The organism is Streptococcus sp. TATVAM-FAB8 (genome assembly GCF_046592795.1).
GTDB lineage: Bacteria > Bacillota > Bacilli > Lactobacillales > Streptococcaceae > Streptococcus > Streptococcus ruminicola.
In genome coordinates this window covers 38,761-64,600 of record NZ_JAWVPQ010000010.1, presented here as the reverse complement: position 1 = coordinate 64,600, position 25,840 = coordinate 38,761, and the positions used below count along the sequence as shown (strand labels likewise).

The 25,840-nt window shown below is 37.6% G+C and carries 23 protein-coding genes and 1 tRNA gene; 22 read left to right on the top strand and 2 right to left on the bottom strand.

All coding sequences use genetic code 11. The features are described from left to right. The 7 genes from SFC32_RS06615 to SFC32_RS06585 form a co-directional block, all read left to right on the top strand. The coding region (locus tag SFC32_RS06615; protein ID WP_411216637.1) for a sensor histidine kinase at window positions 1-878 on the top strand (878 nt) is incomplete at its 5' end. A 244-nt stretch (window positions 879-1,122) separates the two neighbouring features. Beyond that, a complete protein-coding gene (locus tag SFC32_RS06610) occupies window positions 1,123-1,272 on the top strand; it encodes a hypothetical protein (RefSeq protein ID WP_039696228.1) in 150 nt (49 codons plus the stop codon). Between the two features lie 12 nt (window positions 1,273-1,284). Then, complete coding sequence (locus SFC32_RS06605) at window positions 1,285-1,590, top strand: bacteriocin immunity protein (RefSeq protein WP_411049594.1); 306 nt, start codon at window positions 1,285-1,287, stop codon at window positions 1,588-1,590. Window positions 1,591-1,617: 27 nt separating this feature from the next. Then, window positions 1,618-1,911 carry a bacteriocin immunity protein gene (locus SFC32_RS06600; protein WP_411049593.1) on the top strand — a complete coding sequence of 98 codons (294 nt, stop codon included), beginning with the start codon at window positions 1,618-1,620 and terminating at the stop codon, window positions 1,909-1,911. Window positions 1,912-2,075: 164 nt separating this feature from the next. Next, a complete protein-coding gene (locus tag SFC32_RS06595; RefSeq protein ID WP_411049592.1) occupies window positions 2,076-3,443 on the top strand; it encodes a sensor histidine kinase in 1,368 nt (455 codons plus the stop codon). Further along, window positions 3,440-4,822 (top strand): sensor histidine kinase, encoded by a 1,383-nt coding sequence (locus tag SFC32_RS06590; protein WP_411049591.1) that lies wholly within the window; start codon window positions 3,440-3,442, stop codon window positions 4,820-4,822. Before SFC32_RS06595 ends, SFC32_RS06590 begins: the two co-directional genes overlap by 4 nt. Window positions 4,823-5,483: 661 nt before the next feature. After that, window positions 5,484-6,218 carry a LytR/AlgR family response regulator transcription factor gene (locus SFC32_RS06585; RefSeq protein WP_411049590.1) on the top strand — a complete coding sequence of 245 codons (735 nt, stop codon included), beginning with the start codon at window positions 5,484-5,486 and terminating at the stop codon, window positions 6,216-6,218. Between the two features lie 41 nt (window positions 6,219-6,259). Here SFC32_RS06585 and SFC32_RS06580 read toward each other — a convergent pair. Continuing rightward, a tRNA-Ser gene (locus SFC32_RS06580) sits at window positions 6,260-6,348 on the bottom strand. A 187-nt stretch (window positions 6,349-6,535) separates the two neighbouring features. Between SFC32_RS06580 and rsgA the strand changes: the two genes are divergently transcribed. The 5 genes from rsgA to SFC32_RS06555 are packed head-to-tail and all read left to right on the top strand — an operon-like array spanning window position 6,536 to window position 10,906. Then, window positions 6,536-7,408: a ribosome small subunit-dependent GTPase A gene (gene rsgA / locus SFC32_RS06575; RefSeq protein ID WP_411049588.1), complete on the top strand. Its 873-nt coding sequence runs from the start codon at window positions 6,536-6,538 to the stop codon at window positions 7,406-7,408. 6 nt (window positions 7,409-7,414) lie between these two features. Continuing rightward, window positions 7,415-8,077: a ribulose-phosphate 3-epimerase gene (gene rpe / locus SFC32_RS06570; RefSeq protein WP_204983251.1), complete on the top strand. Its 663-nt coding sequence runs from the start codon at window positions 7,415-7,417 to the stop codon at window positions 8,075-8,077. Then, entirely contained in the window at window positions 8,070-8,702 is a 633-nt protein-coding gene (locus SFC32_RS06565; protein ID WP_411049587.1) for a thiamine diphosphokinase, read from the top strand. Before rpe ends, SFC32_RS06565 begins: the two co-directional genes overlap by 8 nt. Before the next feature lies 1 nt (window position 8,703). Continuing rightward, window positions 8,704-9,978 carry a DNA recombination protein RmuC gene (gene rmuC, locus SFC32_RS06560; protein WP_006531897.1) on the top strand — a complete coding sequence of 425 codons (1,275 nt, stop codon included), beginning with the start codon at window positions 8,704-8,706 and terminating at the stop codon, window positions 9,976-9,978. Continuing rightward, entirely contained in the window at window positions 9,968-10,906 is a 939-nt protein-coding gene (locus SFC32_RS06555) for a 3'-5' exoribonuclease YhaM family protein (RefSeq protein ID WP_006531898.1), read from the top strand. The genes rmuC and SFC32_RS06555 overlap by 11 nt, the downstream gene beginning before the upstream one ends. Before the next feature lie 100 nt (window positions 10,907-11,006). Here SFC32_RS06555 and SFC32_RS06550 read toward each other — a convergent pair whose 3' ends face one another. Further along, on the bottom strand, window positions 11,007-11,246 hold the full coding sequence (locus tag SFC32_RS06550) for a hypothetical protein (protein WP_411049586.1): 240 nt from the start codon (window positions 11,244-11,246) through the stop codon (window positions 11,007-11,009). A gap of 513 nt (window positions 11,247-11,759) precedes the next feature. Between SFC32_RS06550 and purR the strand changes: the two genes are divergently transcribed. From purR to gltB, 10 genes are all read left to right on the top strand, one after another. After that, on the top strand, window positions 11,760-12,575 hold the full coding sequence (gene purR / locus SFC32_RS06545) for a pur operon repressor (RefSeq protein WP_020917482.1): 816 nt from the start codon (window positions 11,760-11,762) through the stop codon (window positions 12,573-12,575). 245 nt (window positions 12,576-12,820) lie between these two features. After that, entirely contained in the window at window positions 12,821-13,234 is a 414-nt protein-coding gene (gene rpsL / locus SFC32_RS06540; protein WP_003066537.1) for a 30S ribosomal protein S12, read from the top strand. Between the two features lie 21 nt (window positions 13,235-13,255). Continuing rightward, window positions 13,256-13,726 (top strand): 30S ribosomal protein S7, encoded by a 471-nt coding sequence (gene rpsG / locus SFC32_RS06535; RefSeq protein WP_004233289.1) that lies wholly within the window; start codon window positions 13,256-13,258, stop codon window positions 13,724-13,726. 201 nt (window positions 13,727-13,927) lie between these two features. After that, the gene (gene fusA, locus SFC32_RS06530; RefSeq protein ID WP_020917479.1) at window positions 13,928-16,006 is read left to right on the top strand and encodes an elongation factor G; all 2,079 of its coding nucleotides are present in this window, start codon (window positions 13,928-13,930) and stop codon (window positions 16,004-16,006) included. A gap of 207 nt (window positions 16,007-16,213) precedes the next feature. Then, the gene (gap, locus tag SFC32_RS06525; protein ID WP_021143165.1) at window positions 16,214-17,227 is read left to right on the top strand and encodes a type I glyceraldehyde-3-phosphate dehydrogenase; all 1,014 of its coding nucleotides are present in this window, start codon (window positions 16,214-16,216) and stop codon (window positions 17,225-17,227) included. 181 nt (window positions 17,228-17,408) lie between these two features. Continuing rightward, window positions 17,409-18,605: a phosphoglycerate kinase gene (locus SFC32_RS06520; protein ID WP_033153373.1), complete on the top strand. Its 1,197-nt coding sequence runs from the start codon at window positions 17,409-17,411 to the stop codon at window positions 18,603-18,605. Between the two features lie 133 nt (window positions 18,606-18,738). After that, on the top strand, window positions 18,739-19,284 hold the full coding sequence (locus SFC32_RS06515; protein ID WP_074564453.1) for an FUSC family protein: 546 nt from the start codon (window positions 18,739-18,741) through the stop codon (window positions 19,282-19,284). Between the two features lie 81 nt (window positions 19,285-19,365). Next, complete coding sequence (locus SFC32_RS06510) at window positions 19,366-19,737, top strand: MerR family transcriptional regulator (RefSeq protein WP_015695674.1); 372 nt, start codon at window positions 19,366-19,368, stop codon at window positions 19,735-19,737. A gap of 46 nt (window positions 19,738-19,783) precedes the next feature. Then, window positions 19,784-21,130: a type I glutamate--ammonia ligase gene (glnA, locus tag SFC32_RS06505; protein WP_039696248.1), complete on the top strand. Its 1,347-nt coding sequence runs from the start codon at window positions 19,784-19,786 to the stop codon at window positions 21,128-21,130. Between the two features lie 191 nt (window positions 21,131-21,321). Further along, window positions 21,322-25,839 carry a glutamate synthase large subunit gene (gene gltB / locus SFC32_RS06500; RefSeq protein WP_411049585.1) on the top strand — a complete coding sequence of 1,506 codons (4,518 nt, stop codon included), beginning with the start codon at window positions 21,322-21,324 and terminating at the stop codon, window positions 25,837-25,839. Window position 25,840 lies beyond the last annotated feature (1 nt).

The window sequence follows — 25,840 nt, the reverse complement described above, 5'->3', positions numbered from 1 at the left end:
AATCATTGCGTAAAAAGATGTTTTTTACAGATGTGACGATGATTTTTTACTATGTGGTGATTGAAACTTTAACTGCAGTAGAATTTCTGGAAAATTTTTCAACATTGATCTATCGACAATGGCTAGTAGTCATTTACTTTGCTTTCTTTATCTTAATGTTATTTTATATGAATCATTCTTACCAAAATAGACTTGAAAAAGAGATTGCTAATGCCCGTGAGCAAGAATTAAGATATTTATCAGCTTACAGCAAGAAAGTTGAGGGGTTATACGAGGAATTACGTGCCTTTCGTCATGATTATGCGAATATCTTGGTCAGCTTAAAAGAGGGAATTGATCGAAAAGATATCGGAATGATTCAGAAAATCTATGAATCCGTTCTAGAGGACTCGGCTGATTTTATTCAAAATAGTAAATTTAACATTAGTCGCCTGGCAAATATCGAAGATGATGCCATAAAGAGTCTTTTATCAGCTAAATTTTTAGAAGCTGAGGCCAATCATATTGAAGTTGATTTAGAAGTAAAGGAAAAAATTGGAGCACCTGATATTCCACTGTTAGATTACATTCGTTTATTGGCTATTTTATGTGATAATGCCATCGAAGCAGCATTAGAAGCAGAGCGTCCTGCAATAACCATTGCTTGTTTTTATCAAGATGATGAGTATGTGTTAATTGTGGATAATACGACTAAAGAGGAGCAGGTTCCTGTTGATTTGATTTATCAAAAAGATTATTCAAGTAAAGGACATGGTCGCGGTATTGGTCTAACCACGATTCATCAGATGATGCGAAAATATCCAAATCTCACGGTTGAAACGGATAGTGTAGCTCATCATTTCTGTCAGACGATACGTATTAAAAATACGCTAAACTAGAGATTGTAATAATGAGAAGACTGAATCTTACGGGATTCGGTCTTTTTGTTTTATGATGAGTAAATTTCCTGAAACGATGATTTTTACCATTTACGACGAAAAAACGACTGTTTGCGACTTGCTCCGTTTTAGTGACGAAAAAAGGGTATAATATAGCTGAGAAATGAAAAAGAAAATCAGAGCGACATCTAGCTTGGTAACAAGTAGATTTTTGGCCCTGCATTAAAACTAGAAAGAATGAGATATGCTTAAGACGTTATTTTCAAAATACAAAATTACCATTACAGTCATTGGATTTGCTTTATTAATCATCGCTTATCCTGTCATTTTTGAACATGTCTATTCAACTGGGCGAGATTTTGGCCGAAGTCTAGTAAATGCTTTAATGCCATAGGAGGAAATTGTTATGGGAAAATTAGTCAAGGAAGATTTGTTAAATGACGTTTATAACCTTGTTTTATCTGTTGATATCAAAGAAGAAGAGCGTCAAGTTTTACTGAAGTTTAAAAATGCTGTAGAAAATGGCAAAGATTTTGACAAAGCTGTTGTGAGTCTTGCTTCTGATTTACGCCAGATTGGCATTGCAAATGTTTCTAAAAAAGAAAAAATGTCTTCAAGTGTCAACGACTTTTACAAAAAAATCTCTAGTCATGGATTGTTTGAAGGAAATCTTGCGCTTGGATTAGCTGCAACTGGGGTTATTTTTCATTGAAATTGAGTGGGAAAAGGAGAATTTTAGATGGCAAAATTAAAATGGTTTTCAGGTGGAAAAGAAAGAAGAGAGGAAGCTATCCGAATTATTGAGGAGTTGCTTCTTGATTTACAAACAAATGATTCTGCTACAAGTGTGAAAAAAACATTGACACATTATCTTAATGAATTTAAAACAAACGGAACATCATTTCCTTTTCTTATGAATCGCATGAGTTTAGAATTAACAGATACCGTTTTACACAGCAATGTTCACTTCACTCCTGAACAATCTGAAAAATTAAAAGAACTTAGAAAATTAATGGAGATTAGAATCTTCTAGTTAACATCGAATAATACAAACAAAAAAAGGCTTCACAGCCTTTTTATTTTTTATAAAAATAAGTATATCCAATATTCTTCCAACATGATACAATTAAAAAAGTCACAATTTTTAAGATTAAAATCTTTAGATAGTAAATAATAAATGAGAATAGGGAGAAGTAAGTGAGCATTTTAGCTGAGTGTCTAGCCTTTTTAGCAAACTTGTTGAGTCTAATAATATTTGGAATTCTATTTCAAGAAATCACCAAAAATAAATTGAGTGTGATGGAATGGGTGATGTATGGAGTAGTGTTTCATCTATGTTTAAGTACCTTTAATGTATTAACTCTTCATTTTTCGAAGATGTTAATGGTTTTTGGAAAAGATATAGCATTACTTTTTAGTTTAATGTATTTATCTTATCGGCATAAGCCAAAATTAAACGTTAGGTATCATCTTTTTTATGCTTTATATCCGATTATTGTTTTTACCGTTCTTCAAAGAATCTACGGCTATTTTTTGTATGAGTTTTTAGATATTAAAATATCACCATTTCAGTCAATGTCAGTAGTGATGCTTTCAGTATTACTTGTTCCACCGATACTTTATTATTTGTTATCCAAATGGTTGAATATTGATATTTCAAATGTCAGAAAGACCTTGAAAAATTACTTAAAGGCTAAAACTATAACAGTAATTAATTGTTTAATGTTGTTTTATTATTTTGGTTTTGATCTTTTACCATTAGTAGCGCCTTTTAATAGTGTTGTGGCTAAAAGAATTCATGAATGTGGTTCATTTATTTATTTTATTCTTCTCTTTATCTTCCTCTTTTATCTCAATTTTCGTCATGGGCAAGAGCAGAAAAACGAATTGCTTCGCAATCAGGAGATGGAGCTTGCGGCACTTGAAAATTATAGCAAGCACGTGGAAAGTTTGTATCAGGAAGTACGCAGTTTCAGGCATGACTACGCCAATGTTCTGATGAGTTTAAAAATGGGGATTGACCAAGGCAATCTGGATGACATCAAGAAAATTTACGACGAAATCACGGCTGATTCGACGAAACTGGTCAAAAATAATAAATTTGACTTGACTCGTTTGGCTAACATCACAGACAGCGGCGTCAAAAGCCTGATGTCAGCCAAATTCTTGCAAGCGGAAAATCAAGGAATTGTAATTAGCCTAGAAGTTGCCGAAAAAATGGAAACTCCAAAGATTCCATTGATTTCCTATATTCGAATTTTGTCGATTCTGTTTGATAATGCCATAGAAGGAGCTTTGGAATCTGCGGAGCCAAAAATCTCAGTCGCTAACTTTTACCAAGATGGTGACTTTGTTTTCATGATTGAAAATTCAACCAAGGAAAAATCGGTAGATTTAACTAAGATTTTTGAGCGTGGCTACTCAACCAAGGGAGATAATCGCGGAATTGGTCTGGCAACGTTGATGGATTTCCAAGATGACTACGAAAATCTGTCGGTTGAAACCCACAGTTCAGATTACACATTCACACAAGTGGTGAGAATATATGAGGGAGATAGTAGATGATTGAGATTGTTGTATTTATTATTACAGTTCTTTTGAATTTTTTTGGATATATCATAATAGGTTTTCTTTTCCAACAAATAACTAAAACTAAGATAACCCTCCTTGAGTGGTGTGCAATAATAATGTTTGTTCAAATTGGGTCGATTGCTTTTGGTGTTTTAGCTGGTAATACTTTAAAGATAGGATTATTAGTTATAAAAGATATTGCCATTATTTTAGGTTTTATGCTGATATCATATAGACATAATCCAAAATTAGAAATCAGATATCATATTTTTTATGCCTTATATCCTAATAATCTTTATATGATTATACAAGGAGTGTTTGGCTATACAATAATGGGACTTTTTTCAATAAAAATAACTCCGATGGCAGCTCAAGTACATTCTTGGCTAGTTTGGCTCATTACAACTATAGCTATTTTTGTTCCACCAATTTTTTATCACTTGCTTTCGAAATGGTTAAATATAGACATTTCAAATGTCAGCAAGACTATTAAGTATTATGTTAGTCCGAAAATGCTGGGAATTGTAAATGTTTTAATGCTAATGTTTTGTCCAGGAATGGAATGTTTTGCGGCTATAGCGCCTTTTGAGGATATGTCAACGAATAGAAATATTTATAGAGCAGTTATCTTCCTCTATTTCATTCTTCTTTTTATTTTCCTCTTTTATCTCAATTTTCGTCATGGGCAAGAGCAGAAAAACGAATTGCTTCGCAATCAGGAGATGGAGCTTGCAGCACTTGAAAATTATAGCAAGCACGTGGAAAGTTTGTATCAGGAAGTGCGCAGCTTTAGGCATGATTATGCTAATGTTTTGATGACCTTAAAAATGGGGATTGATCAAGGCAATCTTGATGACATCAAGAAAATTTACGAGGAAATCACGGCCGATTCGACGAAACTGGTTAAGAATAATAAGTTTGACTTGACTCGCTTGGCTAACATCGCAGACAGCGGCGTCAAAAGTCTGATGTCTGCTAAATTTTTGCAGGCGGAAAATCAGGGTATCACGATTAGTTTGGAAGTTGCTGAAAAAATGGAAACTCCAAAGATTCCATTGATTTCCTATATTCGAATTTTGTCGATTCTGTTTGATAATGCCATAGAAGGAGCTTTGGAATCTGAAACTCCCAAAATTTCCGTGGCTAATTTCTACCAAGATGGTGATTTTGTTTTCATGATTGAGAATTCAACTAAGGAAAAATCGGTGGATTTAACTAAGATTTTTGAGCGTGGCTACTCAACCAAAGGAGATAATCGCGGAATTGGTCTGGCCACACTAATGGATTTCCAAGATGACTACGAAAATCTGTCGGTTGAAACCCACAGTTCAGATTACACATTCACACAAGTTGTCCGAATTTTTGAGGCATAATTATTCCTAAAAAGCTAATTTTTGTCCTCTTAGGAATGTTTTTTGTCCTTTTAGGAATTGGGCGTTAAATTGGCACGAAAAAAGGGTATGATAGATATGGTTATCAGAGGATAACTTCTTAGTTGGAGCATTGACGAATTAGATTTTTGTTCACTTTTGCTTTTTGGGTTAGTGGCAAATGAGTTTAGAAATCTTAAGAGTTTTATTGATCAATCAACCTGCTATTTCAGTTTAGTTGTTATTGGAGATTAGGGGAAAATAATAGCTGACATTATTGTCAAGTATTAGTTTAACTTTTGACATCTGTTTTTCAGAGAATACTTACAATACTTTTAAAATCATTTCTGGGGAAGATAAAGGTGATTTATGCGCTAGTATTAGTGTTTTTCTGGGAGAAAAATCCATCCATAAAAAAAGAACTACTTGATATTAAAAGGAAATAGTTTGATGAAATTGTAGAGAGCAAGACGAGCGGAGCACTAGTATCCTTCATCGACCGCACACCAACCCTTTCTACACATTGAGTCAGGAGTGTTGAGTTTAGACAATAGGATGTTTTTGCTTGCAACTAATAGTTTTTTAGTCCCTGTCGGTCGATAGGGATTTTTTATATGTTACAATAATAGATGATCAATGATGTTATTGTTTAAGGGAGAAAACAATGATTGATATCTATGTATTAGAAGATAATGTAAATCAGCAGTTCCGTATTGAAAAAATGATTGGAGATTTACTCGAGACAAATCAGTGGGAAACTCGTCATTTTGATTTATTTAGTGAACCTGATTGTTTAACTAACCTAGTTGAGGAGTCTTTTCCTCAAATTTTTTTCCTGGATATTGATATTCACGGAGATAATACTAAAGGAATTGAAGTGGCTAAGGCGATAAGGGAAAAATCACGCACAGCGACAATTGTTTTTGTGACGACTCACTCTGAATTCATGTTATTAACTTATCGAGCGCAAGTTAGTGCACTTGATTTTATTGACAAAACAGATAAAGATGATGCGATAAAAGATAACTTAAAAAAATGCTTGCAAAAGGTCTTTGAGGACCAAGGCTTTAACATTCCTAAGGAAATATTTGTTTTTGAAAATAACAAAACGAAAATCCGCATTCCCTTGGAAGATATCCTTTATTTTGAAACCGCGGAAAGTCATCGCCTGAAGTTGATTACAAAAACTGGACAACGTCATTTTTATGGTTCAATCAAAGAAGTGATGCAAGCTAATCAGAAATTATTTAGATGTCATAAATCATATCTGATTAACCTAAATAATATTGTTAGGTTAGATAAAAAAGAAGGTTTGGTTTATTTTGACGATGATAAAACCTGTTATGTTTCTAGAAAATATATCAAAGACTTAAGGTTAAAAATGGAAAATCTGAAATAGAAAAAACGCCAGCTTGTTAGTTGGCGTTTTGTGTTTTAAAAAGGAAAGGACGGGATTTGAACCCGCGTGTGAAAGGATTCCACTTGCCAGATTTCGAGTCTGGTGCCGTACCAAGCTGGGCCACCTTTCCAAACTCTAATAGTGATGTGAAGTGTGCTTAATCAAAAACATTAGCTATGTCACCATTTCTAAAAGACAATGCCATTATACTCCTTTGAAGTAAAAAAGCCAATCAAGTGAAATCTTTTGGCTTGATTACTGAATAAACGCCCATTTTTTGCTATAATGGGACTATCAATCAAAAAAAGGAAATACATTTGCAAGGTAGAATTATCAAGTCTCTAGCAGGTTTCTATTATGTAGAATCTGACGGAGTTGTTTATCAAACACGTGCGCGTGGAAATTTTAGAAAAAAAGGTCAAACACCTTACGTCGGTGATTTCGTTGATTTTTCAGCAGAAGACCATTCAGAAGGTTATATTTTAGCAATTCATGACAGAAAAAACAGTCTTGTTCGTCCACCAATTGTCAATATTGACCAAGCGGTGGTCATCATGTCAGCTAAAGAGCCTGATTTTAATGCTAATTTGTTAGACCGTTTCTTGGTTTTATTAGAGCATAAGGCGATTGAACCAATTGTTTATATTTCAAAAATGGATTTATTGACAAGTCCTGATGAGATTGCAGCGATTCAAAAACAATACCAAGAAATTGGCTATCAATTTTGCACATCTTTAGACGAATTGCTTCCGCTCTTGACGGACAAAGTAACCGCCTTTATGGGACAGACAGGTGTTGGAAAATCAACATTGCTAAACAAGATTGCTCCTGATTTGAAACTAGAAACAGGTGAAATTTCAGATAGTCTTGGGCGTGGTCGACACACGACACGAGCTGTTAGTTTTTATAATGTCAACGGTGGTAAAATCGCTGACACGCCAGGATTTTCATCACTGGATTACGAAATAACTAATGCAGAAGACCTGAACAAAGCTTTTCCAGAGCTCCGTCGTTTAAGTCGTTTGTGTAAATTCCGTTCATGTACGCATACTCATGAACCATCGTGTGCGGTCAAAGACGCCGTTGAGTCTGGAGAACTTTGGCAGTCACGTTATGATAACTATCTTCAATTTCTCAGTGAAATTGAGAATCGTCGCGAAACATATAAGAAAGTTGTAAAAAGAAAGTAGGTACTTATGTCAAACAATAAAATCGCTCCATCAATTTTAGCTGCTGATTATGCTAACTTTGCTTCAGAATTAAAACGTATTGAAGAAACAAGTGCTGAATATGTGCACATCGATATTATGGATGGCCAATTTGTACCTAACATTACTTTTGGTGCAGATGTTGTGGCTAGCATGCGTAAACACAGCAAACTTGTTTTTGATTGCCACTTGATGGTTGTCAATCCCGAACGCTTTGTTGATGCTTTTGCACAAGCTGGTGCTGATATCATGACAATTCATGCAGAATCAACCCTTCACATTCATGGTGCCCTTCAAAAAATTAAAAAAGCTGGCATGAAAGCTGGTGTTGTTATCAACCCAGGAACACCTGTTTCAGCTATTGAACCTGTTTTGAGCTTGGTTGACCAAGTGCTTATCATGACAGTTAACCCAGGATTTGGTGGTCAAGCTTTCATTCCTGAAATGCTTGAAAAGGTTCAAAAAGTTGCTAAAATTCGTGACGAAAAAGGTTACGATTTTGATATTGAAGTTGACGGTGGTGTAGATAACAAGACTATTAAAGCATGCTATCAAGCCGGAGCTAACGTCTTTGTTGCAGGATCATATCTCTTTAAAGCAAGCAATTTGACTGCACAAGTAGAAACATTGCGCGTGGCTTTAGATGACTAAGGTAGCTGTATTTGCTGGTGGTCAATTATCAGATTTTTCCACTGGTTTTGATGTTTATGTTGGTGTGGATCGAGGCAGTTTGTTTTTATTAGAAAATAAGCTCCCGCTGGATATTGCAGTTGGTGATTTTGACTCAGTTAGTCAAGATGAATTGCAAGGGATTCAGCATAAAGCAGGTGTTTTTATTCAAGCAAATCCTGAAAAGGATGACACTGACACAGAACTAGCTCTAAAAACTGTTTTTGAGCAGTATCCGAAAGCCCAAGTGACTATTTTCGGAGCTTTTGGTGGTCGAATTGATCATATGATGTCCAATCTCTTCTTGCCTGGAGATCCTGGTTTAGCACCATTTATGCGTCAGATAACTTTGCGAGATAAGCAAAATAGTGTTCAATTTTATCCTGCTGGAACTTGTCATGTTATGCCAGAAGATGGAATGAGTTATGTTTCGTTTATGGCTGATGGCGATGCAGATTTAACCATTGAAGGAGCTAAATATAATTTGAATGCTAAAAATTTTTTCAAAAAGAAAATTTATTCTAGCAACGAATTTCTAGACCAGCAGCCTATTACAGTTACCTTAGCATCGGGTTATCTTATCGTTATTCAGAGTAAGGATAGGTAATATGTTAGTAATAACTTTATTGTTAGGAGTCATCGGAGTTGCTTTGTTGGTATACCTTTTATCAAAAATCGCAAAGCTAACTGATGATTTATCACAAAAAATGGACGATAATGCAGATAATTTATCTGACCAAGTCTCTTATCAACTTGATTTAGCTCAAAAAGATCAGGTCTTGGCTTTGAATAATCAGCTTAATCGTCTGCAAAATGATTTATACACACAATTAAATGATATTCGCGATGTTCTTCATAAAAGTCTAAGTGAGAACCGCGACCGTTCTGACCAACGCCTAGAAATCATTAATCGTAATTTGACAAATTCTGTCAAAGAAATGCAAGCGTCTAATGAAAAACGCTTAGAAGAAATGCGTCAGACCGTTGAAGAAAAGCTAGAGCAGACTTTGCAGAATCGTTTGAAAGCCTCATTTGAGACAGTTTCAAAACAATTAGAATCTGTTAATCAAGGTTTGGGTGAGATGAAAACAGTCGCTCAGGATGTTGGTACCTTGAACAAAGTGCTTTCTAATACGAAAACGCGTGGTATTCTCGGTGAATTGCAATTAGGGCAAATTATCGAAGATATCATGACGCCAAGTCAGTACGAACGTGAAGTTCCGACCGTTTCTGGCTCAAGCGAACGCGTGGAATATGCCATCAAACTCCCAGGAGTTGAAGACGATGGCTATGTTTATTTGCCAATCGATTCAAAATTCCCGTTGGAAGATTATTATCGTTTAGAAGATGCTTATGAAAGTGGTGATAAGGAACAAGTTGAACTTTATCGTAAGTCACTTCTAAATAGTATCAAGCGATTTGCTAAAGATATCAATAAAAAATACTTAAATCCACCTGAGACAACTAATTTCGGTATTATGTTTTTACCGACAGAAGGATTGTATTCAGAAGTGGTTCGCAATGCTAGCTTCTTTGATAGCTTGCGACGTGATGAGAATATTGTTGTGGCAGGCCCATCAACGCTATCAGCTCTATTAAATTCGCTTGCTGTCGGATTCAAAACTCTTAATATTCAGAAAAATGCGAACGATATCAGCAAGATTCTAGGGAATGTTAAGGTGGAATTTGAGAAATTTGGCAATATGCTTGTTAAAGCTCAAAAACAAATTAATACTGCAAATAATACCTTGGATAGCTTGATTTCCACACGAACAAATGCAATTATCCGTGCGTTGAATACAGTAGAATCTTACCAAGATCAAGCAACGAAAAGCTTGCTTAACCTCCCACCATTAGAAGAAGAGGACAATCATGAAAATTAGTCAAATGAAAAAAGACGAACTCTTTGAAGGGTTCTACTTGATAAAATCTGCAGAACTTCGTAAGACAAGAGCTGGTAAAGATTACATCGCCTTCACCTTCCAAGATGATAGTGGTGAAATCTCAGGAAATCTTTGGGATGCTCAGCCTTATAACGTTGAAGAATACACTGCAGGTAAAGTTGTTTATATGAAAGGACGTCGTGAGGTCTATAACGGCACACCTCAAGTGAACCAAATTACGCTACGTAATACACGAGAAGGTGAACCAAATGACCCACGCGATTTCAAAGAAAAATCACCTGTTGATGTTCTTGATGTCAAAGAATATCTTGAACAGATGATGTTTAAAATTGAAAATGCGGTTTGGCAACGTGTGGTTCGTGCACTCTATCGCAAATATGATAAAGAATTCTTCACTTATCCAGCTGCTAAAACTAATCACCATGCATTTGAATCAGGTTTAGCCTACCACACAGCAACTATGGTTCGCTTGGCAGATGCGATTGGTGATGTCTATCCACAGCTTAATAAGAGCTTGCTTTATGCTGGTATTATGCTCCATGACTTAGCTAAAGTTATTGAATTGACAGGTCCAGACAACACAGAGTACACGGTTCGTGGTAATCTAATCGGTCACATTGCTTTGATTGATGAAGAAATTACAAAAGTTTTGACAGAGTTAAATATTGATGATACGAAAGAAGATGTTATTATTCTCCGTCATGTTGTCTTAAGTCACCATGGTTTACTGGAATATGGTAGTCCAGTTCGGCCACGTGTCATGGAAGCAGAAATTATTCACATGATTGATAATATCGATGCTGAAATGATGATGATGACAACGGCCCTAAGCCGTATCGATGAAGGCGAAATGACAAATCGTATCTTTGCTATGGACAACCGTTCTTTCTATAAACCAAAGCTATAATTAATCGATTTAAGAAATTCTAATCGTGGTTCGCCCACGGTTTTTTTTTATAAAAAAGGTATCCAGACGGATACCTTTGAATGATGCACAGTTGTATTAGTTATTGCTTCGTATAGATATCTTGGCTTCCATCACCTTCAGTCAAAGTAAGTTGATTACCGTCTAATTGATAGGTTTTCATATCATCACCGATTAGGATAATCTGTTTGTCAACATTGACTTTTACTGAATCAATATCAATTTTTTCGTCGTATTTCTTAGTTTCTAGTTTGCCAGTTCCATCCTTGATGGTTAAAGTTTTAACTTCATCAAATCTTTCTAAAACATAAGTTCCATCCAAAAAAGTTGAGATGCTACATTAAAAATGTCTGAGCTAGAATAACTAGAGCTAGTTGTTTCGGTTTGATTTGAAGCAGTAGCGTTATTTTGCGCCCGACAAGCTCCTAAAAATCGTTGCTAGCATCAAACCAGCTAATTTGAACAGCTTTTTCATAATCGAACCTCCGTTTCTCATTGACTCGTGTGCGAATACACGAGGAATTATCAATTAAACCAGAAATATTAGTTATATTATTTACAGCAGCTTTTCTTACCATTATTATATCATCGAGCATTTTTTACTATCAAAAGATATCGCTTACAACATTGATATGACAGCTTTTCTTCCGATTTTTAGGGTGAAATATCATGGTTAGAAAAATATCAAATAACAAAATATTTTAATATTATGCTCTCTGGAATACCTTTACATTAGGAAAAAACATAAAAAATGTAGTTTTTTTATTAAAATGTTCGTTTTTTTCGTCTTCTTATGTTATAATAACAAAAACAGATACTAAAAAATGGAGAAATTATGAAATTACGACGTAGTGAACGCATGGTTGTCATCTCCAACTATTTGATTAACAACCCTTATAAGTTGACAAGCTTAAATACTTTTGCTGAAAAATATGAAGCAGCAAAATCTTCGATTTCTGAAGACATTGCCATCATTAAAAAAGCTTTTGAAGAATCTGGCATTGGTGAAATTGAAACTGTCACAGGGGCAAGTGGAGGTGTCATTTTTACACCAGGAATCTCTGAAGAAGAAGCAAGGTCGGTTATTGAAGATTTACGTGATAGTATGTCAGAAAGTAATCGTATCCTTCCAGGTGGTTATATTTATTTATCAGACTTGTTAAGTACACCACGCATTCTACAAAGTGTAGGGCGTATTATTGCTAATGCCTTTAAAGGACACAAGATTGATGCTGTTATGACAGTTGCCACAAAAGGTGTGCCATTAGCTAATGCTGTAGCTAACATTTTAAATGTACCTTTTGTTATTGTTCGCCGAGACCTTAAAATCACTGAAGGTTCTACGGTTTCAGTCAATTACGCAAGCGGATCAAGTGATCGTATTGAAAAGATGTTCTTGTCAAAACGTAGCTTGAAACCAAATAGCCGAGTATTGATTGTCGATGATTTCCTTAAAGGTGGTGGTACAATTTCTGGTATGGTTAGCCTTTTGACAGAATTTGATAGTACATTAGTTGGTGTTGCTGTCTTTGCTGAAAATGCACAAGAAAAACGTGACCGCATGAACTACAAATCATTGCTAAAAGTTTCAGAAATTGACGTTAAAAATAACCACGTTAAAGTAGAACTTGGTAATATCTTTGACAAATAATCAGAAAGAGGCGATTGCCTCTTTTTTTGTATCTCTGAAAATAATGTTTCAAAACAGGAAAAACAAGCAAAATCAGTTGACATGTTGCCAGTCTTATGGTATTATTATGAACGGTACTTTTTACTTTTGGTCTCTCCAGAGTGTACAGAGACGTGCTGACAAATGTTGCAAAGTACACATTTTAGATAGGGACTGTCACCAAGCGCCCTATCAACCAAAATAAAAATCTTACAGGAGAAAAGTAGATGCCTACAATCAACCAGTTGGTACGTAAACCACGTAAATCTAAAGTTGAAAAATCTAAATCACCAGCTCTTAACGTTGGTTACAACAGCCACAAAAAAGTTCAAACTAACGTATCTTCACCACAAAAACGTGGTGTTGCAACACGTGTTGGAACAATGACACCTAAAAAACCTAACTCAGCCCTTCGTAAATTCGCTCGTGTACGTTTGAGCAACCTTATCGAAGTTACTGCATACATCCCAGGTATCGGACACAACCTTCAAGAACACAGTGTTGTTCTTATCCGTGGTGGACGTGTAAAAGACCTTCCAGGGGTACGTTACCACATCGTTCGTGGTGCACTTGATACTGCAGGTGTTGCTGACCGTAAACAAAGCCGTTCTAAATACGGTGCTAAACGTCCTAAAGGATAATAAGAAGGGAGATAAGAAAGAATGAGTCGTAAAAATAGAGCGCCAAAACGCGAAGTATTGCCAGATCCATTATACAATTCACAACTTGTAACACGTCTTATCAACCGTGTTATGCTTGATGGTAAACGTGGTACTGCTGCATCAATCGTATATGATGCATTTGAACAAATTAAAGAAGCTACTGGAAACGATGCACTTGAAGTATTCGAAACAGCTATGGAAAACATCATGCCTGTTCTTGAAGTACGTGCTCGTCGTGTCGGTGGTTCTAACTACCAAGTCCCAGTTGAAGTTCGTCCAGAACGTCGTACAACTCTTGGACTTCGTTGGTTGGTAAACGCATCACGTGATCGTGGTGAACACACTATGAAAGATCGTCTTGCAAAAGAAATCCTTGATGCTGCTAACAACACTGGTGCTTCAGTTAAAAAACGCGAAGATACACACCGTATGGCAGAAGCAAACCGTGCATTCGCACACTTCCGCTGGTAATCTGCAAGATAATGATACGTCACTTCGAATGCATTTAATTTGTTTTACTACTGGCATTCGAAATTTGCTTAATCAGAATTTATTTTTGCTTAAGTTGTATCAAATTTAATAAAACATCTTTAGAACGGGTAGGTCCTGCCTATCCGTTCTAAAAGTATGTTATAATAAAGTAGTAAACTAAATTTATAATAGGAGAAAAAAATGGCTCGCGAATTTTCACTTGAAAAAACTCGTAACATCGGTATCATGGCTCACGTCGATGCTGGTAAAACAACAACAACTGAGCGTATTCTTTACTATACTGGTAAAATCCATAAAATCGGTGAAACACACGAAGGTGCTTCACAAATGGACTGGATGGAACAAGAGCAAGAACGTGGTATCACAATCACTTCTGCCGCTACAACTGCACAATGGAAAGACTACCGCGTAAACATTATCGACACACCAGGGCACGTGGACTTCACAATCGAAGTACAACGTTCACTTCGTGTTCTTGATGGTGCGGTTACAGTTCTTGACTCACAATCAGGTGTAGAACCTCAAACAGAAACAGTTTGGCGTCAAGCTACTGAATACGGTGTTCCTCGTATCGTATTCTCAAACAAAATGGATAAAATCGGTGCTGACTTCCTTTACTCAGTAAGCACACTTCACGATCGTCTTCAAGCTAACGCTCACCCAATTCAATTGCCAATCGGTTCTGAAGATAGCTTCCGTGGTATCATTGACTTGGTTCGTATGAAAGCTGAAATCTACACTAACGACCTTGGTACAGATATTCTTGAAGAAGACATCCCAGCAGAATACGTAGATCAAGCTAACGAATACCGTGAAAAATTGATCGAAGCAGTTGCTGAAACTGATGAAGAATTGATGATGAAATACCTTGAAGGTGAAGAAATCACTGAAGCTGAATTGAAAGCTGCTATCCGTAAAGCAACTATCAACGTTGAATTCTTCCCAGTTCTTTGTGGTTCTGCCTTCAAAAACAAAGGTGTTCAAATGATGCTTGATGCGGTTATCGATTACCTTCCAAGCCCACTTGACATCCCTGCAATCAAAGGTGTTAACCCAGATACAGATGAAGAAGAAGAACGTCCAGCTTCAGATGACGAACCATTTGCAGCCCTTGCGTTCAAGATCATGACTGACCCATTCGTAGGTCGTTTGACATTCTTCCGTGTTTACTCAGGTGTATTGAACAGCGGTTCTTACGTTCTTAACACTTCTAAAGGTAAACGTGAACGTATCGGACGTATCCTTCAAATGCACGCTAACCACCGTAACGAAATCGAAACAGTTTACGCTGGTGATATCGCCGCTGCTGTTGGTTTGAAAGATACTACAACTGGTGACTCATTGACTGATGAAAAAGCTAAAGTTATTCTTGAATCAATCGATGTTCCAGAACCAGTTATCCAATTGATGGTTGAACCTAAATCTAAAGCTGACCAAGATAAAATGGGTATCGCTCTTCAAAAACTTGCTGAAGAAGATCCAACATTCCGTGTTGAAACTAACGTTGAAACTGGTGAAACAGTTATCTCTGGTATGGGTGAACTTCACCTTGACGTCCTTGTTGACCGTATGAAACGTGAATTCAAAGTTGAAGCTAACGTAGGTGCTCCACAAGTATCATACCGTGAAACATTCCGTCAAGCTACTCAAGCACGTGGATTCTTCAAACGCCAATCTGGTGGTAAAGGTCAATTCGGTGATGTTTGGATTGAATTTACTCCAAATGAAGAAGGTAAAGGATTCGAATTCGAAAATGCTATCGTCGGTGGTGTGGTTCCTCGTGAATTCATCCCTGCAGTAGAAAAAGGTCTTCAAGAATCTATGGCTAACGGTGTTCTTGCTGGTTATCCAATGGTTGACGTTAAAGCTAAACTTTACGATGGTTCATACCACGATGTCGATTCATCTGAAACAGCCTTCAAGATCGCTGCATCACTTGCACTTAAAGAAGCTGCTAAAACTGCACACCCAGTTATTCTTGAACCAATGATGCTTGTTACAATCACAGCTCCAGAAGAAAACCTTGGTGACGTTATGGGTCACGTTACAGCTCGTCGTGGACGTGTTGATGGTATGGAAGCTCACGGTAACAGCCAAATCGTTCGTGCCTTCGTTCCACTTGCTGAAATGTTCGGTTACGCAACAGTTCTTCGTTCTGCAACTCAAGGACGTGGTACATTCATGATGGTATTTGACCACTACGAAGACGTTCCTAAATCAGTTCAAGAAGAAATCATCAAGAAAAATTCTGGTGAATAATTACTGTTAAAAAGGATGCTCAAATGAGCGTCCTTTTTTGTAATGAAAACGGTAATAATATTTGCAATTTTAGCGAAATAGTTATATAATAATAGCGTTGAAAGGTTGATTTGTGCCTACGTAAGTTAATCTTTTCACAATTGTCTAAAAGGGAAACCTTTTAAAATAAAAAATTTTTTTTTGATTTTCATAAGGAGGAAATCACTAATGGTAGTTAAAGTTGGTATTAACGGTTTCGGTCGTATCGGTCGTCTTGCATTCCGTCGTATCCAAAACGTTGAAGGTGTTGAAGTAGCTCGTATTAACGACCTTACTGACCCAGCTATGCTTGCTCACTTGTTGAAATACGATACAACTCAAGGTCGTTTCAACGGTGATGTTGTTGTTAAAGATGGTGGTTTTGAAGTTAACGGTCAATTCGTTAAAGTTTCTGCAGAACGTGACCCAGAACAAATCGACTGGGCTAACGACGGTGTAGAAATCGTTCTTGAAGCAACTGGTTTCTTTGCAACTAAAGCTGCTGCTGAAAAACACTTGCACGAAGGTGGAGCTAAAAAAGTTGTTATCACTGCTCCTGGTGGATCAGATGTTAAAACAATCGTATTTAACACTAACCACGAAATCCTAGATGGTACTGAAACAGTTATCTCAGCTGGTTCATGTACAACTAACTGTCTTGCACCAATGGCTGACGCTTTGAACAAAAACTTCGGTCTTAAAGTTGGTACAATGACTACAGTTCACGGTTACACTGGTGACCAAATGACTCTTGATGGACCACACCGTAAAGGTGACTTCCGTCGCGCACGTGCTGCTGCTGAAAACATCGTTCCTAACTCAACTGGTGCTGCTAAAGCTATCGGTCTTGTTATCCCTGAATTGAACGGTAAACTTCAAGGTCATGCACAACGTGTACCAGTTCCAACTGGATCACTTACTGAACTTGTTTCAGTTCTTGACAAAAAAGTAACTGTTGAAGAAGTTAACGCTGCTATGCAAGCTGCTGCAACTGAATCATTCGGTTACAACACTGACCAAGTAGTTTCAAGCGATATCGTAGGTATCTCATTCGGTTCATTGTTTGACGCAACTCAAACTGAAGTAACTGAAGCTGCTGACGGTACTCAATTGGTTAAAACTGTTTCATGGTACGACAACGAAATGTCATACACTTCACAACTTGTTCGTACTCTTGAATACTTCGCAAAAATTGCTAAATAATCATTGAGTTGATCAGTTAAAGAGAGGATTTATTCCTCTCTTTTTTGTTTTCTGTAAATATGTTCTTTTAGATCTCGTACGCTTGTAGAGGCTGAGGGACAAATTCTATTGATTTAACTACCTCTTTTACAGGTTTTGTGATATAATTAGCATGTATAAAAAATTATAAGGAGTCCTATCAATGGCTAAATTGACTGTTAAAGACGTTGATTTGAAAGGTAAAAAAGTCCTTGTCCGTGTTGACTTTAACGTACCTTTGAAAGATGGCGTTATCACTAATGACAACCGTATTTCTGCGGCTCTTCCAACAATCAAGTACATCATCGAACAAGGTGGTCGTGCAATTCTTTTCTCTCACCTTGGACGTGTTAAAGAAGAAGCTGATAAAGAAGGTAAATCTCTTGCTCCAGTAGCAGCTGATTTGGCAGCTAAACTTGGTCAAGATGTTGTCTTCCCAGGTGTTACACGTGGTGCTGAACTAGAAGAAGCTATCAACAACCTTAAAGATGGTGAAGTTCTTCTTGTTGAAAACACTCGTTTTGAAGATGTTGACGGTAAAAAAGAATCTAAAAACGATCCAGAACTTGGTAAATACTGGGCTTCACTTGGTGACGGAATCTTCGTTAACGATGCATTCGGTACTGCACACCGTTCACACGCATCTAACGTAGGTATCTCTGCAAACGTTGAAAAAGCTGTTGCAGGTTTCCTTCTTGAAAACGAAATTGCTTACATCCAAGAAGCTGTTGAAAACCCAGTTCGTCCATTTATCGCAATCCTTGGTGGTTCAAAAGTTTCAGATAAAATCGGTGTTATCGAAAACTTGTTGAAAAAAGCTGATAAAGTTCTTATCGGTGGTGGTATGACTTATACATTCCTTAAAGCACAAGGTATCGAAATCGGTAACTCACTTGTTGAAGAAGACAAACTTGACGTTGCTAAAGAACTTTTGGCTAAAGCTAACGGTAAATTGATCTTGCCAGTTGACTCAAAAGAAGCTAACGCTTTTGCTGACTACACTGAAGTTAAAGATACTGAAGGTGCAGCTGTAGATGCTGGATTCCTTGGTCTTGATATCGGTCCTAAATCAATCGCTAAATTCGATGAAGAATTGACTGGTGCTAAAACAGTTGTTTGGAACGGACCTATGGGTGTATTTGAAAACCCTGACTTCCAAGCTGGTACAATCGGTGTAATGGACGCTATCGTTAAACAACCAGGCGTTAAATCAATCATCGGTGGTGGTGACTCAGCTGCCGCAGCTATCAACCTTGGCCGTGCAGACAAATTCTCATGGATCTCTACTGGTGGTGGAGCTTCTATGGAACTTCTTGAAGGTAAAGTACTTCCAGGTCTTGCTGCATTGACTGACAAATAATTCTCAACTTTGAGAAATGAAGAGCCCTTTGGGGCTCTTCTTTTATTTACACTTGAAAAAGTAAACGCATTCCAGTCTAGCGAAAACGATTTAAAATGTGTTAAAATAAAGAAAATATATTGGGTTGTGGGTTATGAAGTATTTGAAAGATCTTTTATCAAATTATAAATTTGATCCGAGTAAGTTTAAGTTAGGGATGCGAACGCTGAAGACTGGTTTGTCTGTCTTTTTGGTTCTTTTATTATTTCATTTATTTAGTTGGGAAGGGCTGCAGATTGGAACGCTGACGGCTGTTTTCAGTTTACGTGAAAGTTTGGATAAAAGTGTTCACTTTGGTTTTTCACGTATTGTTGGAAATAGTGTCGGTGGTTTTCTATCTTTGCTCTTCTTTTTAATTAATCAATTTTTCCACAACCAATTTTGGGTGACTTTGATTTTTGTTCCAGTATTTACCATGCTTGGCATTATGATCAATGTTTCGATTAATAATAAAGCAGGGATTATTGGTGGAACATCGGCACTTTTAATTATTACGCTATCAATCCCAGCTGGGGATACGATTTTGTATGTCTTTGCAAGGGTGTTTGAAACATTCTGCGGAGTCTTTGTTGCTATACTCGTTAATTCTGATGTAGACATGGTTCGCGAGTGGTTGAAAAATAAAAATGAAAAAAATTGAGTCTTAATGTCATATTTCCTGACATATGGGGTTGACAGTTTAGAATTTTCAGACTATAATAATTATCGGAAGGAGGTCATCATGAAAGAAAAAGAACTCAGACGTTCCATGGCGGTTTTTCCCATTGGGACAGTAATGAAATTGACCGATTTAACAGCACGTCAGATTCGTTATTATGAGGATCAAGGGTTAATAACCCCAGAACGTACTTCAGGTAACCGTCGTATGTTTTCGTTGAACGATATGGATCGATTGCTTGAAATTAAAGATTTCCTTGACGAGGGGCTAAATATTGCGGCTATCAAGCGTGAATACGCGGATAGACAAGATAAAGCACTTCAAAAGCAGAAGTCTTTAACTGATGCTGATGTTCGTCGAATCTTACAAGATGAACTCCGAAACCAAGGTCGTTTTTCGGCCCCATCACAGTACATTAGCAATTGGCGCATTTAAATAAGCGCCGCTCGGTTATTTCGGTTTTAAAAGGAGACCTAAATTCATGACTATTACAGCAGCTGACATCCGTCGCGAAGTCAAAGAAAAAAATGTTACATTTTTACGCTTGATGTTCTCAGATATCGCTGGAACATTGAAAAACGTAGAAATCCCAGCAACTGACGAACAACTTGACAAAGTATTGTCAAACAAAGCAATGTTCGATGGTTCTTCAATCGAAGGTTTTGTACGTATCAACGAATCTGATATGTTCTTGCACCCAGATCTTGATACATGGACAGTGTTCCCTTGGGGTGGTGAAAATGGTGCTGTTGCAGGTTTGATCTGTGATATCTACACTCCAGAAGGTGAACCATTCGCAGGTGACCCACGTGGTAACTTGAAACGTGCACTTCGTCACATGGAAAAAGTTGGTTTCAAATCATTTAACCTTGGTCCAGAACCAGAATTCTTCTTGTTCAAATTGGATGAAAAAGGTGAACCAACTCTTGAAGTAAACGACCGCGGTGGTTACTTTGACCTTGCACCAACTGACCTTGCAGATAACACTCGTCGTGAAATCGTTAATGTTTTGACTGAAATGGGATTTGAAGTTGAAGCAAGTCACCACGAAGTTGCGATTGGTCAACACGAAATCGACTTTAAATATGCTGATGTTTTGAAAGCATGTGATAACATTCAAATTTTCAAACTTGTTGTTAAAACAATTGCTCGTAAACACGGTCTTTACGCTACATTCATGGCTAAACCTAAATTCGGTATCAACGGTTCAGGTATGCACTGTAACATGTCATTGTTTGACTACGATGGAAATAATGCATTCTTTGATACTGAAGATCCAAAAGGTATGCAATTGTCTGAAACAGCATATTACTTCCTTGGCGGTTTGATGAAACACGCTTATAACTACACTGCAATCATGAACCCAACTGTAAACTCATACAAACGTTTGGTTCCTGGTTATGAAGCACCAGTTTACATCGCATGGGCTGGACGTAACCGTTCACCACTTATCCGCGTACCTGCATCACGTGGAATGGGTACTCGTTTGGAACTTCGTTCAGTTGACCCAACTGCTAACCCATATCTTGCTCTTGCTGTCCTTCTTGAAGCAGGTCTTGATGGTATTGAAAACAAAATTGAAGCACCAGCTCCAGTTGAATCAAATATCTACATCATGACTCAAGAAGAACGTAAAGAAGCTGGAATTCGTGATCTTCCATCAACATTGCACAATGCCGTTAAAGCATTGCAAGATGATGAAGTGGTTAAAGCTGCTCTTGGAAATCACATCTTTACAAACTTTGTGGAAGCTAAGAAAATTGAATGGTCAAGCTATGCGGCCTTTGTTTCACAATGGGAAATCGACAACTATCTAGATCTTTACTAAGAAGTAGTAGTAAGTAAGACAGCTTCTAGCTGTCTTTTTTTTTCCAAAAAATACCACATTCTAAATAGAAAGTTTAAATAAGAGCTATTCTAATTAGAGAGAATGTGGTATAATGTGAAGTAAATATTCTGAATAATTAGACTATTTTAGTCTATTTTAGACTATTTGTATTAATGATAGGAGTAAGAGCTATGAATGAAAGTGCTTTGAGGGCGCAGCAGACAACGCTTTGGGATCCATCTTTTGAATCAGATGCCTGTGGGATGGGGTTTGTTGCACAACTCGATGGTGAAGCAAGTCATACTTTGATTGATTATGCCTTGACAATGTTGACACGTATGAATCACCGTGGTGGTACAGGTGCAGAGCCTGATACTGGTGATGGTGCCGGAATGTTGCTTGCTTTGCCAGATGAATTTTTCCAAGTAAAAGCAAAAGAAGCAGGTTATGATTTACCTAACAAAGGTGACTACGCTGTTGCACAACTATTTTTACCTCAAGATACTGAGGCTAAAGATAGCCTTCTAGAAGCAGTTAAAGCAGAAATTAAATCAGCTGGTTTCCATGTCTTGATGACTCGTGATGTGCCATTCAATTATGACAATTGTGGTCCAGCGGCACAAGAAATTATGCCAAGTTTTGTACAAGTTTTTGTTAAAAAACCTGATGATACTAAAGCTGGTCGTGATTTTGAAGACAAATTGTTCCGCTTGCGTCGTCAACTTGAAAAGAGCTTTTCATCTGATGAATTTTTCATCTGTTCTCTTTCAAGCAAAACAATTGTGTATAAAGGGATGCTTCATGCCTTTCAAGTAGGGCTATTCTACCCTGACTTGCAAGATGAACATTTTAAATCACACATTGCATTGACACACTCACGTTTCTCTACAAATACTTTCCCATCTTGGGATCGTGCACAACCATTCCGTTTCTTGGCTCACAATGGTGAAATCAATACCCTTCGTGGTGCAGAAAACTGGATGCACAGCCACCAGATTGAAGTTTATAATGAAGAAAACTCAGATTCTGCCAAGTTGGAAAACTGTTTAGAGTATCTTTATCGCAATGGCCGTGATATTCCACAAAGTTTATTGATGATGGTGCCAGAAGCTTGGGGTGATGAATCAGGTCTTCCTGATGATCTTAAAGCATTTTATGAATATGCATCAAGTTTTGTGGCTCCGTGGGATGGTCCAGCTGCTCTTGTCTTTACAGATGGTGATATGGTTGGTGCTCGTTTGGACCGTAATGGATTGCGCCCTAGCCGTTATTCATTGACAAAAGATAACTTCTTAATCTGTTCAAGTGAATCTGGTGTTGTTGACCTTGAACCAAGTCGCGTTATCGAAAAAGGTGTGCTTGGACCTGGTAACATGATGTTGATTGACACAACTTCTGGTAAATTGATGCGTAATGAAGAAGTCAAAGCCTACTATGCTGCACAACATCCATACAAAGAATGGGTTGAAGAAAATATTGCACATCTTAATGACTTTGAAGCTTCAGAATTAACTCAAGAAACAAATGACATTGAAACAATGTGGAAAGCTTACGGATATAATGAAGAAGTTATTCGTACAGTTATCCTCCCAATGTCTGAAAAAGGTGAAGAACCTGTTATTTCTATGGGATTTGATAGCCCACTAGCAGTTCTTTCTAATAAGAGTCAATCTATTTTCACTTTCTTTAAACAACAATTCGCCCAAGTTACAAACCCACCAATCGATGCGATTCGTGAACAAATTGTCGTTTCAACAAGTGTTTACCTCGGTGGTGATGGTAACTTCAAAGCTGATGGTGCTGATAACTGTGTCAAAGTTAAAATTGATAGTCCAGTTCTTTCAAGCGAAGATTTTGCCAAAATCGCTAACTTGCAAGACGAACGTTATCGTGCAACAACTCTCTCAACAGTTTACGATGTTGTTGAACCATCACATAATCGTTTGCAACGTGCGTTAGAAAATCTTTTCAAAGCAGCTGAAAAAGCTGTTGATAATGGTAGCAAGATTATCATTCTTTCAGACCGCAATGTAAAAGAAAACCAAACAACAATCCCAATGCTTTTGGCTGTTTCTGGTTTGAATAACTACATGGTTGTCAAAGGAAAAGCTAGTCAATTCTCAATCGTTGTGGATACGGCAGAAGCTATTGAAGTTCACCATTTTGCAACTTTAGTTGGTTATGGTGCTGCAGCCGTTCACCCTTATGGTGCTTATGCAACATTGAAAGAATACGGTAAAGATGAAACAGCATTTGAAAAATACCGTAAAGCAGCTGAAAAAGGTATCGTTAAAGTTATGAGCCGTATGGGGATTTCGACAATCCTTGGTTACAAAGGGGCTCAATTATTTGAAGCAGTTGGTCTTTCAGACTCAGTTGTTAACAAATACTTTACAGGTACGGTAACTCGTATCGGCGGATTGTCACTTGATCAAATTGAAAAAGAATATCTTCAACGTATGGAAGATGCATTTGGTCCTCGTCGTGGTGATTATTTGCAAAGTGGCGGTATCTATCAATTTAAAGCAGATGGTGAATACCACCTCTTCAATCCACATACAATCTACAATTTCCAACAAGCTGTTCGTAAAGGAGATTACAAACTCTTCAAAGAATACACTGCTGAATTGGATAAAGAAGCCTTGTCAACTCCGACGACACTTCGTTCAATCTGGGAATTTAAATCAGATCGTCCAAAAGTTGACCTTTCTGAGGTTGAACCAGCAGAAGCAATTGTTAAACGTTTCAAAGTTGGTGCCATGAGTTTTGGTTCGCTTTCTAAAGAAGCGCACGAAACAATCGCTGAAGCAATGAACTCAATTGGAGCTAAATCTAACTCTGGTGAAGGTGGGGAAAACCGTAATCGTTTCAAAGTACAGCCAGATGGTCGTAACTTGAACTCTAAGATTAAACAAGTCGCTTCAGGTCGTTTTGGTGTTAATGCTGAATACCTTATGTCTGCTGAAGAAATCCAAATCAAATTGGCACAAGGTGCAAAACCTGGTGAAGGTGGCCAATTGCCTGGTCAAAAAGTCTTCCCATGGGTTGCTGAAATTCGTGGTGCAACGCCTGGTGTGCGTTTGATTTCACCACCACCTCACCATGATATCTACTCAATCGAAGATTTGGCTCAATTGATTTATGACCTTAAAGCTATTAATCCTTACGCTAAAATCAATGTTAAATTGGTTTCAAGTACTGGTGTTGGTACAATCGCTACAGGTTGTGTAAAAGCTGGTGCTGATAAGGTTGTTATCTCTGGTTATGATGGTGGTACAGGAGCTTCTCCTCGTAACTCTGTTCGTGATGCTGGTCTTCCATGGGAAATGGGATTGGCTGAAGCTCATCAAACATTGTCACTTAATCGTCTTCGTCAACGTATGACGCTTGAAACAGATGGTAAATTGATGACAGGTCGTGATGTTGCCATTGCCACACTTCTTGGTGCAGAAGAATATTCATTTGCAAGTTTGACATTGATTTCAATTGGTTGTGTCATGATGCGTGTATGTTCTCTTAATACTTGTCCTGTTGGTGTTGCAACACAAAATCCAGAACTTCGTAAACACTTTGCTGGTAAACCTGAACATGTTATCAACATGATGATGTTTATGGCAGAAGAATTGCGTGAATACATGGCTGAGCTTGGTTTCCGTTCTGTTGATGAAATGGTTGGACATTCAGAAATCTTGAAAGCTAAATTTGTTCCAAAAGGTAAAGCTAAATCACTTGATTTCTCTCGTATGCTTGGAACAGCTTATCCAATTGAACGTAAGACAGAAGATCCATTTGCTGAAGCACGTCAATGGAAAGAATTGGATGGATTTGCCAAAGCCGCTGTCGATAGTGGTACAAGCGTAACAGTTAAAGAATCAATCAACAATGTTCAACGTGCTGTTGGAGCTCGTATGGCAGGTTGGATGGCTGAACGTTATGGTAACTACTCAGTTGAACCTGGTTTGATTAAGTACGAATACACTGGTATTGCTGGTCAATCATTTGCAAGCTTTATTACTCAAGGTATGGAATTGACTTTGGTTGGTGAAGCCAATGACTATATTGCTAAATCTATGTCAGGTGGACGTTTGATTGTGAAACCACCACATGATGCTGCTTATGATATTGAAAATTCACCAATTGTTGGTAACGTTGCCCTCTTTGGTGCGGTCAAAGGTGAAGCTTACTTCGCTGGTCGTGCTGGTGAACGTTTCTGTGTTCGTAACTCAGGTGCGAAAGTTGTTGTTGAAGGTGTCGGAGCTCACGGTTGTGAATACATGACAGGTGGTGTTGCGGTTATCCTTGGTACAACAGGTCGTAACTTCGCTGCTGGTATGAGTGGTGGTGTTGCTTACGTTTACGATGCTGATGGCGATTTCGCTGAAAAAGTTAACCGTCAAATGGTTGACCTTTACAAAGTTGGTGAAACACGTGGTGACGATGTTTTGGTGGATATGATTCAAAAACACTACGAATACACTGGTAGTGCCAAAGCTAAACGTTTGCTTGACAACTGGGCACAAGAAGTTGATAAATTTGTCAAAGTTTACCCAACTGAGTTCCACGAAATCAATAACATTGAGTATGCTCTTGCTAATACTGGTCTAGAAGGTGACGAACTTGAATTGCGTACTTTCGAAATTGCAACTGGTGGAGCTGAAACAGCAGCAGAAAAAGAAGAGCTTCTCGCACAAGTAACAGGGGGTAAATAAA